Genomic DNA, 13,623 nt, shown 5'->3' with positions numbered 1-13,623 from the left:
GCGCGATGTTGCCATCACGCCGTGGGTGATAAGAAATTAGCGGGTGCCGTAGACGACGATGGTTTTACCGTGTGCGGAGATCAGGTTCTGATCTTCCAGCATTTTCAGGATACGACCCACGGTTTCGCGTGAGCAACCCACGATCTGACCAATCTCCTGACGGGTGATTTTGATTTGCATCCCGTCGGGGTGCGTCATCGCATCGGGTTGTTTCGCCAGATTAAGCAGTGTTTGCGCGATACGGCCCGTCACATCGAGGAAGGCAAGGTTGCCCACTTTCTCGGAAGTGACTTGCAGACGACGCGCCATTTGCGACGAAAGTCGCATTAAAATATCCGGGTTTACCTGAATCAGCTGACGGAATTTTTTGTAGGAAATTTCAGCCACTTCGCAGGCAGTCTTAGCACGTACCCAGGCACTACGTTCCTGGCCTTCTTCAAACAGGCCGAGTTCGCCAATGAAGTCTCCCTGATTGAGATAGGAGAGGATCATCTCTTTGCCTTCTTCATCTTTGATCAGAACCGCAACGGAACCTTTCACGATGTAATACAGCGTTTCCGCTTTCTCACCCTGATGGATGAGCGTGCTTTTGGACGGATATTTGTGAATATGGCAATGGGACAGGAACCATTCGAGTGTAGGGTCTGTTTGCGGTTTGCCGAGAACCATTCGCTATTATCCTCTGTTGTAATCGTGCCCAAAACACAGGGGGCAGTTTTCCCTGTCAGGCGGTGTAATCGTCGAGCGTTTCCAGTAAAGGAAAATTATTTCCGGGTGATTCTTAAGCTACGCTTTTGATTCTTCCCGCCTTCGTCTGTGATGACGAAAATATTTTCAGCACTGTTTGTAGCACAGCTTTTGCAAGCTGTCTTCTGTTGTCTCGCTTCAGCAACAGGCGGAAGAGTCTGGATTGCTGTTTATCAAGTGAAAGCGTACTCTGGCGGCAAAACCGCCACTTCAGGAGAAAGAATAATGCAGGCACGAGTGAAATGGGTGGAAGGGCTGACCTTTCTCGGAGAATCCTCATCAGGCCATCAGGTATTAATGGACGGTAACTCGGGTGACAAAGCGCCAAGCCCGATGGAGATGGTTTTGATGGCAGCAGGCGGCTGTAGCGCGATTGACGTGGTATCGATCCTGCAAAAAGGCCGAAATGATGTGGCTGACTGCGAGGTGAAACTTACGTCCGAGCGCCGTGAAGAAGCGCCACGTATTTTTACGCAAATCAACCTGCATTTTATCGTTAGCGGCACAGCGCTAAGCGATAAAGCGGTGGCGCGGGCCGTCGATCTGTCGGCGGAGAAGTATTGCTCGGTGGCGATCATGCTCGGCAATAGTGTGAAAATGACGCACAGTTACGAAGTGATTGAGCGATAACATAAGTGGGCGGCCAAACGGCCGCCGCTACAGAATTTCTGGATTATTCAATCCGTTTACCTTCAATCAGCCGCTGCACCAGTGGCGTCATGATTAACTCCATTGCCAGCCCCATTTTGCCGCCCGGCACCACCAGCGTGTTCATATGCGAAATGAACGAGCCCTGGATCATCGCCAGCAGGTAAGGGTAAGCAATGCCTTCCAGTCCACGGAAGTGAATCACCACAAAGCTTTCATCGAGTGACGGAATTTCACGTGCGGCAAATGGGTTGGACGTATCCACCGTAGGTACACGCTGGAAGTTGATGTGGGTGCGCGAGAACTGCGGCGTGATGAAGTTGATATAATCCTCCATTGAACGCACCACTGAATCCATCACCGCTTCACGGGAATGGCCGCGCTCGCTGGTGTCGCGCACCAGCTTTTGAATCCACTCCAGATTGACAATTGGCACCACGCCGACCAGCAAATCGACATGCTCGGCGACGTTGTGCTGCTGTGTTACCACGCCACCGTGTAATCCTTCATAGAACAACACGTCAGTGTTTTCCGGCAGCGGCTGCCAGGGCGTAAAGGTGCCCGGCACCTGATTCCACGGCACCGCTTCGTCGTAGGTGTGCAGATATTTGCGCGACTTACCCAGCCCGGTTTTTCCGTAATGCTTAAACGTCTGTTCCAGCAGCCCGAAGTCATTGGCTTCCGGACCGAAGTAGCTAATATGACGGCCCAGATCGCGTGCCTTACGGATCGCCATATCCATTTCTGGACGGGTATAACGGTGAAAACTGTCACCTTCCACTTCCGCAGCATGCAGATTCAGCTGCTGGAAAATCTTACGGAAGGCGAGGCTGGTGGTCGTGGTACCGGCACCGCTGGAACCGGTCACGGCAATGATTGGATGCCTGGCTGACATAACAGAACTCCCTGTGAAGTCGGGCGATGAGCATTGTTACCACGAATTACTGCGCAGTGCATTAACCGCGAAACTCGCCTTTCGGCATAATGTTGACGGATTCATGCAGTTCCGACCACACCAGCACAACGTCTCCGCGCTCCAGCTGGCGGCGCACGTCGGCGACTTTCTGTTCCAGGCTGCGCTCCTGCTCACCATAGTCGGTGCCTTCGCGCAGCACGAAAGTTTCAATCAGGTTTTCCAGTGTTGCGACTTCAAGTTCTTGCCAGGGAATAATCACGATCACACATCCAGATAGGTTGAAAGCCAGTCAGGCACACGCTGTTCCAGCCACATTTTCGGCTTCATTAACGTACCGCCAACAAAGCCGACGTGCCCGCCTTGTTGTGTCAGCTGATATTCAACGGAAGCCGACAGTTGCGCCGGCTGCGGGATGACCGCATCGGTCATAAAGGGATCGTCTTTGGCATGGATGATCAGCAGCGGCTTGCGCACGCCCGTGAGCAGCGGCATAGCGCTGGCACGTTGATAATAGTCGTTGGCATCCAGAAAACCGTGCGCCCGTGCGGTAATCGCATCATCAAACTCACGAATGCGGCGAAATGCGCGCAGCTGGCTCAGTTCCACCGGTAGTGTGCCGGGCCAGGCCAGCAGTTTACGCGTAGCGTTCTGTTTCAGCTTGGTCAGTAAATAGTGCTGATAGAAACGAGAAAAGCCAGCATCGAGCTTTTCACTGCAGGGTTCGAGCGCAAAGGGTGCCGAGATGGCGACGGCGGCATCCACCGGCACATCATTCCCCTGCATGCCCAATAAATAGGCCAGCATATTGCCACCGAGTGAAACGCCCACTGCTGCAGTCGGCACCGTGCCCCATTCGCGTTGCAACCAGTGCAGGAAAAAGGTCGCATCTTCGGTTTCACCGGAATGATAGATGCGCTCCAGACGATTCGGCTCGCCGCTGCATCCACGAAAGTGCATCACCACCGCCAGCCAGCCACGCGCCTGACACGCCTGCATCAGGCCATGCGCATACGGGCTACGGAAACTGCCTTCCAGACCATGGAACATCACCATGCGCGGCTTGTGACGCGCCTGTGCCGGATCTTCGCTCCACGCGAGATCGACAAAATCGCCGTCCGGCAGGTCAAGTCGCTGCCAGTGCGGACGCAGGGTTACGCGCCGACGCAGTATGCGCGGCAGCAGGGTTTGCAGATGCGCGTTACTGAATCCGCGCAGCGGTGTAAATCGCTCGCCGTTCAGGCGATCAAAATAGCTAGGGTAAAGGCTTGTCTGATGCATAACTCGCTGATAGCTTCGATGGGTTGTCCGCTTTACTGGGTGAGGAGCACCCGAATATACATGGAACTGAGTCTTTTTTTATCAATGTTGGGTTTTCTTTGGGTCGCGGCCATCACGCCGGGGCCCAATAATATGTTACTTACCGCCTCAGGTGCTAATTTTGGCTTCCTGCGCACCATCCCGCTGCTCATTGGTATCATGATTGGTATGCAAGTCATGTTGCTGATGGTGGCATTTGGCATCGGTGGTTTGATCCTGCTTTATCCCTCTCTGCATCTGGTGCTGAAGATTGCCGGTAGCCTCTACCTGCTGTGGCTGGCGTGGAAAATTGCCACCGCGGAGTACGAGAAGCTGGAAACTGAAGATGCCAACGTCAAGCAGTTGCCGTTCTGGCAGGGTGGCCTGCTACAGTTGATCAACCCAAAAGCCTGGCTGATGGCGTTGGGCGCGGTAGCCAGCTTTAGCCTGGCGGGCGATGCGTATCTGCATTCGGTGATCGCCATCAGTATCGGTATGGCGCTGGTCAATGTGGTATCCGGTGTTATCTGGATGGGCTTTGGTTCGCTGATTGGCCGTCTGTTGCGCAGCCCGCGCGCGTGGAAAATCTTCAACCTGGCGATGGGTGCGCTCACTGCCGCCTGTGTACTGCTGATCTGGCGTTGAGTTAGCTGGAGGCGCGTTCAACGCGCTTCCAGGGTAACACCTCACGCACAACTTCACTGTGCGGCTGGCGGATGCGGTTCAGTAACAGCTGAACACTGCGTGCACCCAGCCGATTCATCGGTTGTTCGATGGTGGTCAGCGGTGGATTGAGGCTGCTGGTGAAGGGAATACCATCAAACCCCACGACAGCGAGATCTTCCGGAATGCGCAATCCGGCCTCCAGCGCGGCGTGAATCACGCCAACCGCCAGCACATCTGAGACCGCAAACACGGCGTCTGGTCGCTCCGGTCGTGCCAGCAGTTCACGCAGTGCGGCACTGCCCGCTTCACACGAAATGTTTTCCGCGTAAGCCACGCCACCCCAATTCAGTTCCAGCTGTTCCAGCGCTTCGCGATAGCCACTTTCACGCTGATGCGAGTAAAGATAGCGCATATCACAGTTAACCAATGCAATACGTCTGCGACCTTTGCTGGCCAGATAGCGCACGGTTTCAAACGCCGCTTCTTTATTATCAATGGTGACACTTGAGGCGGGAATGGCCGGATCGTATTCGGCGCATTGCACCCAGGGTGCGTCACCAATCAAACCTTTTAACTGCTGCAAGCAGGCGGCGGCATCCATGGTGATCACACCGTCAACCACTTTACCGCTTAACAACGCCAGATAAGCGGCTTCGCGTGGCAACTGTGAGGCCGAATTGCACAGCAAGATGTGATAACCCTGCGCTTCGGCTTCAGCTTCAATACCTTGCACCACACGTGAGCAGAAGGGATTAGTGATGTCTGAAATTAACACCAGCAACATATGACTTTGGGCAGTACGCAGCTGGCGGGCCAGTAGATTAGGCTGATAGTCACAGTGATTGATGGCCGCCAATACTTTCTCTCGCGTATCTGTACGCACGCCGGGATGCTGGTTCAACACCCGAGAAACCGTGGCTTTAGACACGCCAGCAAGACGGGCAACTTTCTCAATCGACATGGATTTCAGTACCGCCAGTAGAGGTGAAAAATCAGAAGCCTATCAATAGCACAGTCGCTATGTGAGCGTGTGACATATTTCCGTCTTTACGCCTTCTTTGCATTTGCGCATTTCGCATAGCGTTGCCCGATGTTGATCTAAGAACAGATTTTCATTAGGGATAATTTTTAATTCCTTTATGAAATTACAGCCGCTGGAGAAACTGCCATCACGACATAACATTGGGGTGAATGATGATGGCAGTAAAAAAAACGATAACGGCAGTGGCGGCAGCATTGGCCCTGATGGCATTCCAGGCACAGGCGGTCAACGTCACCGTGGCATATCAAACCTCGGCGGAACCGGCCAAAGTGGCGCAGGCCGATAACACCTTCGCCAAAGAAAGTGGCGCGACGGTCGACTGGCGCAAGTTTGATAGCGGTGCCAGCGTGCTGCGGGCATTGGCCTCCGGTGATGTGCAAATCGGTAATATCGGGTCCAGCCCGCTGGCAGTGGCGGCAACACAGCAGTTGCCCATCGAAGCTTTCTTACTGGCATCACAGCTTGGCAATTCCGAAGCGCTGGTGGTCAAAAAATCCATCACCAGTCCCAGGGATCTGATTGGCAAACGCATCGCCGTGCCCTTCATCTCCACCACCCATTACAGCCTGCTGTCAGCGCTCAAACATTGGGGCATCAAGCCATCGCAGGTGCAGTTAGTGAATCTGCAACCGCCAGCCATTATTGCAGCGTGGAAACGCGGTGATATCGACGGCGCGTACGTCTGGTCACCGGCGGTAAACGAGCTGGAAAAGGATGGCACGGTGTTAACCGACTCTTCTCAGGTGGGCAAATGGGGATCGCCAACGCTGGATGTGTGGGTGGTACGCAAAGATTTCGCTCAGCAGCATCCTGAAGTGGTTACCGCTTTCGCGCGCAGTGCGATTGAGGCACAGCAAGCCTACATTGCGAATCCAGAACAGTGGCTCAAGCAGCCCGACAATCTCAGCAAACTGGCGCGCCTGAGTGGCGTACCGGAAAGCGATGTGCCGGTGCTGGTGCAAGGCAATACCTACCTGACCGCACAGCAGCAGGTGGAACAGCTGGGCAAGCCAGTGAACAAAGCCATTGTTGATACCGCGCACTTCCTGAAAGAGCAGGGCAAAGTGCCGGATGCCGCTAACGATTACAGCAGCTTTGTCACTACGCGCTTTGTCGCGCCTTTGGCGAAATAACGGAGGCCGTATGCTCAGCATCACCAATCTGAATGCACGTTACGCCGGACAACCCGCGCTGCAGGATATCAATCTGCAGCTGGATCAACGCGACCTGCTGGTGGTGCTGGGACCGTCCGGCTGTGGCAAAACCACCTTACTGAACTTGATCGCCGGATTCCTGCCGCTGGAGTCAGGCAGTATCACGCTGGATGGCAAAGCGGTAAATGGACCGGGCGCAGAACGCGGCGTGGTGTTTCAGAACGAAGGGCTACTGCCGTGGCGTAACGTGATCGATAACGTGGCGTTTGGCTTGCAGCTGGCGGGAATGGACAAGGCTGAACGCCACACCATTGCTCGCCGTTTAATCCGCAAAGTCGGACTGGAAGGGGCAGAAAAGCGTTTTGTCTGGCAGCTCTCTGGGGGGCAACGTCAGCGCGTGGGGATTGCGCGTGCGCTGGCGGCTGATCCTCAGTTGCTGCTGTTAGATGAGCCGTTTGGTGCGCTGGATGCCTTTACACGCGAACAGATGCAAACCCTGCTGCTGACGCTGTGGCGTGATACCGGCAAACAGATTCTGTTGATTACCCACGATATTGAAGAAGCGGTGTTTCTTGCCAGCGAACTGGTGCTGCTGTCGCCGGGGCCAGGCCGTGTGGTGGAGCGCATCAAACTCGACTTCGGTCAGCGCTTCGCTGCGGGTGAACCGTGCCGCAGTATCAAATCCGACCCGGCCTTTATCGAGCGCCGTGAATATGTGCTGAATCAGGTCTTTTCCCAGCGGGAGGCGTTTGTATGAGCGCGGTGATTGATGAGAAAACCCAGACTCGCCGACGCACGTTGCGCTGGCCTTTTTCACCGCAGTTTTCCCTGAGCTTGCTGAGTGTAGCCGTGCAGCTGCTGGTGTGGTGGAGCGTGACGGCGCTCAATTTGGTGGCACCGCTATTTCTGCCGCCGCCCCAGCAGGTGCTGCAAAAGCTGCTGCTGATCGCCAGCCCGCAAGGCTTTATGGATGCGACCCTATGGCAGCATCTGGGCGCCAGCCTGACGCGCATGCTGGTGGCGCTGTTCTTCGCTGCGTTGATTGGCATTCCAGTCGGCATTGCGATGGGCCTAAGTCCGGCGATTAGGGGGCTGCTCGATCCACTGATTGAACTCTATCGTCCGGTGCCGCCGCTCGCCTATTTGCCGCTGATGGTGATTTGGTTCGGTATCGGTGAGACCTCAAAAATTTTACTGATTTATTTGGCGATCTTCGCGCCGGTGACGCTGTCGACGTTGGCGGGTGTGAAGAATGCTCAGCAGGTGCGGATTCGCGCTGCGCAGGCACTAGGCGCCACGCGCTGGCAACTGCTGTGCTTTGTCATCCTGCCGGGCGCATTGCCTGAAATCCTTACCGGTTTACGCATTGGCCTCGGCGTGGGTTGGTCGACGCTGGTGGCCGCCGAACTGATTGCTGCCACGCGCGGACTGGGATTTATGGTGCAGTCGGCGGGCGAGTTCCTTGCCACCGATGTGGTGCTGGCCGGAATCGCCGTAATTGCCTTGATCGCTTTTAGCTTAGAACTGGGTCTGCGCGCTTTGCAGCGCCGATTAACGCCCTGGAATGGAGAACAGCAATGAACGAACGTATCACTTTTACCGCGCTGGGCCCGCATATCGGTGCGCAGGTTAGCGATCTCGATCTCAGCCGCCCGTTAAGCGACGCGCAGTTTGAGCAGCTATATCATGGTCTGCTGCGCCATCAGGTGTTGTTCCTGCGCAATCAGGTGATCACGCCGGAACAGCAGCGCGCTTTGGCGATCCGCTTCGGTGATCTGCACATCCATCCGGTGTATCCGCATGCAGAGGGGGTGGAAGAAATTATCGTGCTGGATACCCATCAGGATAATCCACCGGATAATGATAACTGGCACACCGATGTGACCTTTATTGAAACGCCGCCGGCGATTGCGATTTTAGCGTCTAAGCTGCTGCCGGAAAGCGGTGGCGATACGTTGTGGTCAACGGGTATTGCGGCCTATGAAGCGTTGTCCGAACCGTTTAAGCAACTGCTGAGCGGCTTGCAGGCGGAGCATGATTTTAAGAAGTCGTTCCAGGAGTATAAGTACCGCAAGACGGAAGAAGAGCATCAGCGCTGGCAGCAAGCGGTCGCCAAACATCCGCCGGTGCAGCATCCGGTGATTCGTACCCATCCGGTGAGCGGGCGCAAGGCGCTGTTTGTCAATGAAGGCTTCACGACGCGTTTACTGGGATTGAGTGAGAAGGAGAGCGAAGCACTGCTGAATTTCCTGTTCTGGCACACGGCAAAACCGGAGTTTCAGGTGCGCTGGCGCTGGCAGGAGAATGATGTGGCTATTTGGGATAACCGCGTCACGCAGCATTATGCGAATGCCGATTACTATCCGGCGCGGCGAGTAATGCATCGGGCGACGGTGTTAGGGGATGTTCCGTTTTAAAAGAGTGCGGTGGTTAACCAGGTCGGCCTGAATGCCGACCTGTCGGCAGAAGTTGAACAAGAATACCGGACTTACAACAGACGCTGAGCATCCACGAAATCCGCACCAGACATACTTGCCTGACAGCAGAAGCTGAACAAGAATGCTGGCCTTCCAGAGATGCGAACCCTGCCTGCTGATCTTACAGCAGGCACTCACCCTGCAGGGGCAGCATGGATGCTGAACACTAACTCGCCAGCATTTGCTCCAGTTGTTCCTGGGCATCCAGCCAGGCCATTTCAACGTCTTCCAGCGCCGATTTGCTTTCAGCCTGACGTTGCAGCGCCGAGGTTAAATCGGCCTTACGGCTCTGATCGTAAATTGCACTGTCTGACAGCATCGCTTCCGCTTCGCGGAGCTGGCTCTGCCACTTCGCCATCTGCTTCTCTAACTTCTCGATCTCTTTACGCAACGGCTGGGTTTGCGCGCGCAGTTCAGCATCGCGGCGTTTCTGATCTTTACGAGACTGGGCGCTGTTGGCGTTATCCTGCTTCGGTGCAGCATCCTGCTGGGCTTGCTGCTTTTGCAGATCGCTCAACCACTGCTGGTAATCATCGAGATCGCCTTCAAACACATCGACTTCGCGGTCATGCACCAGATAGAGATCGTCGGTGGTGGATCGTAGTAAATGACGGTCATGCGAAACCACCACCAGCGCGCCTTCGAAATCAATCAGCGCTTCGGTCAATGCCTGACGCATGTCGAGATCAAGGTGGTTGGTCGGTTCATCGAGTAGCAGCAGATTTGGACGTTGCCAGACGATCAGTGCCAGCACCAGTCGCGCTTTTTCACCGCCTGAGAAACGTTCAGTGATTTCACTGACTTTATCACCCTGGAAACCGAAGCCGCCGAGATAATCACGCAGCTGTTGTTCCAGCGTTTGTGGCGCAATACGGGCCAGATGCTGCAATGGCGATTCATCGGCGCGCAGGTATTCAAGTTGATGCTGAGCGAAGTAGCCAAGCTTGATGCCTTTTGCCAGGCCAACTTTGCCATCCAGCGCTTCAATTTCACCGGCCAGCAGTTTGATCAGCGTTGATTTACCCGCACCGTTACGGCCGAGTAGACCGATGCGTGAACCCGGTACCAGATTCAGTTTGATGGCATCAAGAATGATGCGTTCGCCATAACCCGCCGTGACTTTCTCCATTTTCAATAATGGATTGGGCAGGCTCTCTGGTGCGCGGAAGCTGAAGCTAAACGGGTTATCGACGTGAGCCGGGGCAATTAACTCCATGCGCTCCAGCATCTTGATACGGCTCTGCGCCTGTTTGGCTTTAGTGGCCTGGGCGCGGAAGCGATCGATGTACTTTTGCAGGTGCTGTACTTTTTCCTGCTGGCTCTGGAACAACGCCTGCTGCTGCGCCAGTTTGGCGACGCGCTGGCGCTCGAACGAGCTGTAGTTGCCGGTGTATTCGAACATCGTCTGCTGTTCGATATGAATGATTTTATCCACCACCGGATCAAGGAAGTCACGGTCATGCGAGATGAGGATCAGCGTGCCTTCATAGCTTTTCAACCAGCGCTCTAGCCAGATAACAGCGTCAAGATCGAGGTGGTTAGTCGGCTCATCCAGTAGCAGCAGATCGGATCGGCACACCAGCGCTTGCGCAAGGTTAAGGCGCATGCGCCAGCCACCGGAGAAATCACTCACCGGCCGCATTAATTGTTCCTGGCTAAAGCCCAATCCGTGCAGCAGGCTGGAGGCGCGAGCATGTATGCTCCACGCCTGAATCGCATCCAGCTTGCCATGCAGCAGAGCGATGGCGTTGCCGTCATCCCTGGCGTTGGCATCAGCTAATTCGGATTCAAGCTGACGATATTCGCGGTCGCCGTCGATAACATATTCCAGCGCGGCTTTAGTGAGGGCCGGGGTTTCCTGGTTCACCCATGCCAGCGCCCAGTTACCTGGAAAAGTGAAATTGCCTGCATCACTGCTAATTTCGCCCTTCAGGAGCGACAGCAGCGTGGATTTTCCACAGCCGTTCTTACCCACCAAACCGACTTTTTGGCCGGGATTAATGGTGGCTGTTGCGTTGTCCAGCAGCACGTTAGTGCCGCGGCGTATTTGTAATGCGGAAAAGACAATCATAAGCGCCGTATCGTCAGAATATGTTAATTTATCGGCAACATAATTCAATAATGGTTAGTTGCGTCGAGCATGGTAGCGGAATTCCGTTGCGGTGACGACGCTTTGGAGGGGAACGATGTCGCAGCCACCCAAAATTTTGCTGCTTTACGCCCATCCGGAAACACAGGATTCGATTGCTAATCGGGTTTTGCTGCAGTCGGCTATGGAACTGGACCACGTCACGGTGCACGATTTATACGCCCACTATCCGGATTTTTTCATTGATATTCATTACGAGCAGCAGCTGCTGCGCGAACACCAAATCATCGTTTTCCAGCATCCGTTGTATACCTACAGCTGCCCGGCTTTGCTGAAAGAGTGGCTGGATCGCGTGTTGTCGCGTGGGTTTGCCAGCGGCCAGGACGGGAATGCGCTGGAGGGCAAGTACTGGCGCAGCGTGGTGACCACCGGAGAACCGGAAACCGCGTATCACCATAACGGCCTGAATCGTTATCCGATGAGCGACATCATGCGTCCGTTTGAGCTGACGGCGCAGATGTGTCGTATGCACTGGATGACGCCGATGGTGATCTATTGGGCTCGCCGCCAGACACCGGAAGTGATGCGCAATTATGCGCGCGCCTACCGTGACTGGCTCTCGTCACCATTGCCGCAGGGAGTGATGTGATGGAAGGTCAAACGTTACTCACTGCCGGAGTGATTTATCTGGTGGCCGCTGTGGTTGTGGTGCCGATTGCGGCCCGACTAGGCATTGGTGCCGTGCTGGGTTATCTGCTGGCGGGTATTGCTATCGGCCCGTGGGGACTCGGGTTTATTAGTGACGTCGATGAGATTCTGCACTTCTCCGAACTCGGCGTGGTGTTCCTGATGTTCATCATCGGGCTGGAGTTGAATCCCGCCAAGCTTTGGGCGTTAAGACGTTCAATCTTTGGTGTGGGCGCTGCGCAGGTATTGGTTTCTACCGCGATTCTCGGTGTGCTGCTGTGGCTGACCAACTTTAGCTGGCAAGCCGCGGTGATCGGCGGGATTGGCCTGGCAATGTCTTCGACGGCTATGGCACTGCAATTGATGCGCGATAAAGGCATGAATCGTAGCGAAGCGGGACAACTCGGCTTCTCGGTGCTGCTGTTCCAGGATCTGGCTGTCATCCCCGCATTAGCCCTCGTGCCGCTGCTGGCCGGTGGCGACAGTGGCCATGTTGACTGGCTGAAAGTGGGCATGAAGGTGCTGGCGTTTGCTGTCATGCTGGTGGGTGGCCGTTATCTGCTGCGTCCGATTTTCCGCTTTATCGCCGCTTCCGGTGTGCGTGAAGTGTTCACGGCGGCTTCATTATTACTGGTGCTGGGCTCGGCGCTGTTTATGGATATGTTAGGGCTGTCGATGGCGCTCGGCACCTTTATCGCCGGGATCCTGCTGGCCGAGAGTGAATATCGGCACGAGCTGGAAGTGGCGATCGAACCCTTCAAAGGGTTGCTGCTCGGGCTGTTCTTTATTTCCGTCGGCATGGCGCTGAATTTGGGCGTGCTCTATACCCATATCGCGGAGATTATCCTTGGCGTAGTGATTCTCGTGGCGGTCAAGACGCTGGTGCTCTATGTGCTGGGCCGTATTTATGGTTTACGCAGTTCCGAGCGCCTGCAGTTTGCCGGGGTGCTTAGCCAGGGCGGTGAATTTGCTTTTGTGCTGTTTTCAGCGGCCTCGTCGGCCAAACTGTTTAGCGGCGATCAATTACCACTGTTGCTGGTGACGGTGACGCTGTCGATGATGACCACACCGCTGTTGATGCAGGGGGTGGATAAAATTCTCGCACGTCGGTTCAATGAGCCCGATGATGACAATGAGAAGCCGTTTGTCGAAGATGATCAGCCGCAGGTCATTGTGGTTGGCTTTGGTCGTTTTGGTCAGGTGGTGGGCCGCTTGCTGATGGCTAACAATAAGCGTATTACGGTGCTGGAGCGTGACATCTCGGCTGTCAGCCTGATGCGCAAATATGGCTATAAGGTTTACTACGGCGATGCCACTGAGCTTGAGTTACTGCGTGCTGCCGGTGCGGAGAATGCACAATCCATTGTGATTACCTGCAATGATCCGGAAGATTCGATGTCCATCGTTCACATTTGCCAGCAGCACTTCCCGCAGCTGGAAATTCTGGCGCGTGCGCGTGGCCGTGTGGAAGCCCATGAATTACTGCAAGCGGGCGTGACGTTGTTCTCGCGTGAAACCTTCTCAAGTGCGCTGGAGCTGGGGCGCAAGACGCTGATTTCACTCGGCATGCATCCGCATCAGGCGCAACGCGCGCAACAGCATTTCCGCCGACTCGATATGCGCATGCTACGTGAGCTGGTGCCAAGCCACGATGATAATGCGCAGGCCTCACGTGTGCGTGAAGCTCGTCGTGAGTTAGAAGACATCTTCCAGCGCGAAATGCAGCATGAAAAACGTCAGATCGACGGTTGGGATGACGAGTAGGACTACACTTAACATATCCGTTGCTTAATAGCGGGCAGGAAAGAGTATGCGTAAACGTTTTATTGCTGGTGCGGTATGTCCGCAATGTCAGGAAAAAGACACGCTGGCGTTATGGCGTGAAAACAATGTCGAAGTGG

General features: G+C 55.0%; 15 protein-coding genes. 9 read left to right on the top strand and 6 right to left on the bottom strand.

The genetic code is table 11. The features are described 5' to 3' along the window. Positions 1–36: 36 nt before the first annotated feature. The gene (gene crp / locus FD737_RS22385) at positions 37–669 is read right to left on the bottom strand and encodes a cAMP-activated global transcriptional regulator CRP (RefSeq protein ID WP_000242758.1); all 633 of its coding nucleotides are present in this window, start codon (positions 667–669) and stop codon (positions 37–39) included. A 303-nt stretch (positions 670–972) separates the two neighbouring features. Here crp and FD737_RS22380 point away from each other — a divergent pair, with 303 nt between their 5' ends. Further along, a complete protein-coding gene (locus FD737_RS22380) occupies positions 973–1,377 on the top strand; it encodes an OsmC family protein (protein WP_034819576.1) in 405 nt (134 codons plus the stop codon). 43 nt (positions 1,378–1,420) lie between these two features. Here FD737_RS22380 and FD737_RS22375 read toward each other — a convergent pair whose 3' ends face one another. From FD737_RS22375 to FD737_RS22365, 3 genes are all read right to left on the bottom strand, one after another. Further along, a complete protein-coding gene (locus tag FD737_RS22375) occupies positions 1,421–2,290 on the bottom strand; it encodes a phosphoribulokinase (RefSeq protein WP_160834620.1) in 870 nt (289 codons plus the stop codon). A 61-nt stretch (positions 2,291–2,351) separates the two neighbouring features. Continuing rightward, entirely contained in the window at positions 2,352–2,570 is a 219-nt protein-coding gene (locus tag FD737_RS22370; RefSeq protein ID WP_034820041.1) for a YheU family protein, read from the bottom strand. A gap of 2 nt (positions 2,571–2,572) precedes the next feature. Continuing rightward, the gene (locus FD737_RS22365; protein WP_160834619.1) at positions 2,573–3,589 is read right to left on the bottom strand and encodes a hydrolase; all 1,017 of its coding nucleotides are present in this window, start codon (positions 3,587–3,589) and stop codon (positions 2,573–2,575) included. A 60-nt stretch (positions 3,590–3,649) separates the two neighbouring features. On the opposite strand from FD737_RS22365, the gene FD737_RS22360 reads away from it, so the two are divergent. Next, positions 3,650–4,252, top strand: a complete 603-nt coding sequence (locus FD737_RS22360) for a LysE family translocator (protein ID WP_160834618.1) — start codon at positions 3,650–3,652, stop codon at positions 4,250–4,252. A gap of 1 nt (position 4,253) precedes the next feature. On the opposite strand, the gene FD737_RS22355 is transcribed toward FD737_RS22360, so the two are convergent. Continuing rightward, on the bottom strand, positions 4,254–5,234 hold the full coding sequence (locus FD737_RS22355; protein ID WP_160834617.1) for a LacI family DNA-binding transcriptional regulator: 981 nt from the start codon (positions 5,232–5,234) through the stop codon (positions 4,254–4,256). Between the two features lie 233 nt (positions 5,235–5,467). On the opposite strand from FD737_RS22355, the gene tauA reads away from it, so the two are divergent. The 4 genes from tauA to tauD are packed head-to-tail and all read left to right on the top strand — an operon-like array spanning position 5,468 to position 8,886. Next, on the top strand, positions 5,468–6,448 hold the full coding sequence (gene tauA, locus FD737_RS22350) for a taurine ABC transporter substrate-binding protein (protein WP_160834616.1): 981 nt from the start codon (positions 5,468–5,470) through the stop codon (positions 6,446–6,448). Positions 6,449–6,458: 10 nt separating this feature from the next. Then, entirely contained in the window at positions 6,459–7,226 is a 768-nt protein-coding gene (tauB, locus tag FD737_RS22345) for a taurine ABC transporter ATP-binding subunit (protein WP_160834615.1), read from the top strand. Continuing rightward, entirely contained in the window at positions 7,223–8,050 is an 828-nt protein-coding gene (gene tauC, locus FD737_RS22340; protein ID WP_160834614.1) for a taurine ABC transporter permease TauC, read from the top strand. Before tauB ends, tauC begins: the two co-directional genes overlap by 4 nt. Beyond that, positions 8,047–8,886, top strand: a complete 840-nt coding sequence (gene tauD, locus FD737_RS22335; protein ID WP_097119695.1) for a taurine dioxygenase — start codon at positions 8,047–8,049, stop codon at positions 8,884–8,886. The genes tauC and tauD overlap by 4 nt, the downstream gene beginning before the upstream one ends. A gap of 226 nt (positions 8,887–9,112) precedes the next feature. On the opposite strand, the gene FD737_RS22330 is transcribed toward tauD, so the two are convergent. After that, positions 9,113–11,017 (bottom strand): ABC transporter ATP-binding protein, encoded by a 1,905-nt coding sequence (locus FD737_RS22330; RefSeq protein WP_160834613.1) that lies wholly within the window; start codon positions 11,015–11,017, stop codon positions 9,113–9,115. 115 nt (positions 11,018–11,132) lie between these two features. Here FD737_RS22330 and kefG point away from each other — a divergent pair, with 115 nt between their 5' ends. From kefG to FD737_RS22315, 3 genes are all read left to right on the top strand, one after another. Next, positions 11,133–11,684: a glutathione-regulated potassium-efflux system ancillary protein KefG gene (gene kefG, locus FD737_RS22325; protein ID WP_034830789.1), complete on the top strand. Its 552-nt coding sequence runs from the start codon at positions 11,133–11,135 to the stop codon at positions 11,682–11,684. After that, entirely contained in the window at positions 11,684–13,486 is a 1,803-nt protein-coding gene (gene kefB, locus FD737_RS22320; protein WP_160834612.1) for a glutathione-regulated potassium-efflux system protein KefB, read from the top strand. Before kefG ends, kefB begins: the two co-directional genes overlap by 1 nt. A gap of 46 nt (positions 13,487–13,532) precedes the next feature. Next, positions 13,533–13,623 (top strand): YheV family putative zinc ribbon protein (locus FD737_RS22315; protein ID WP_160834611.1); only part of this gene is annotated, 91 nt, incomplete at its 3' end.

Source organism: Pantoea sp. Seng (genome assembly GCF_009829935.1).
GTDB lineage: Bacteria > Pseudomonadota > Gammaproteobacteria > Enterobacterales > Enterobacteriaceae > Pantoea > Pantoea communis.
The sequence above is the reverse complement of the archived record's forward strand: the minus strand, read 5'-3'. Positions and strand labels throughout refer to the sequence as shown.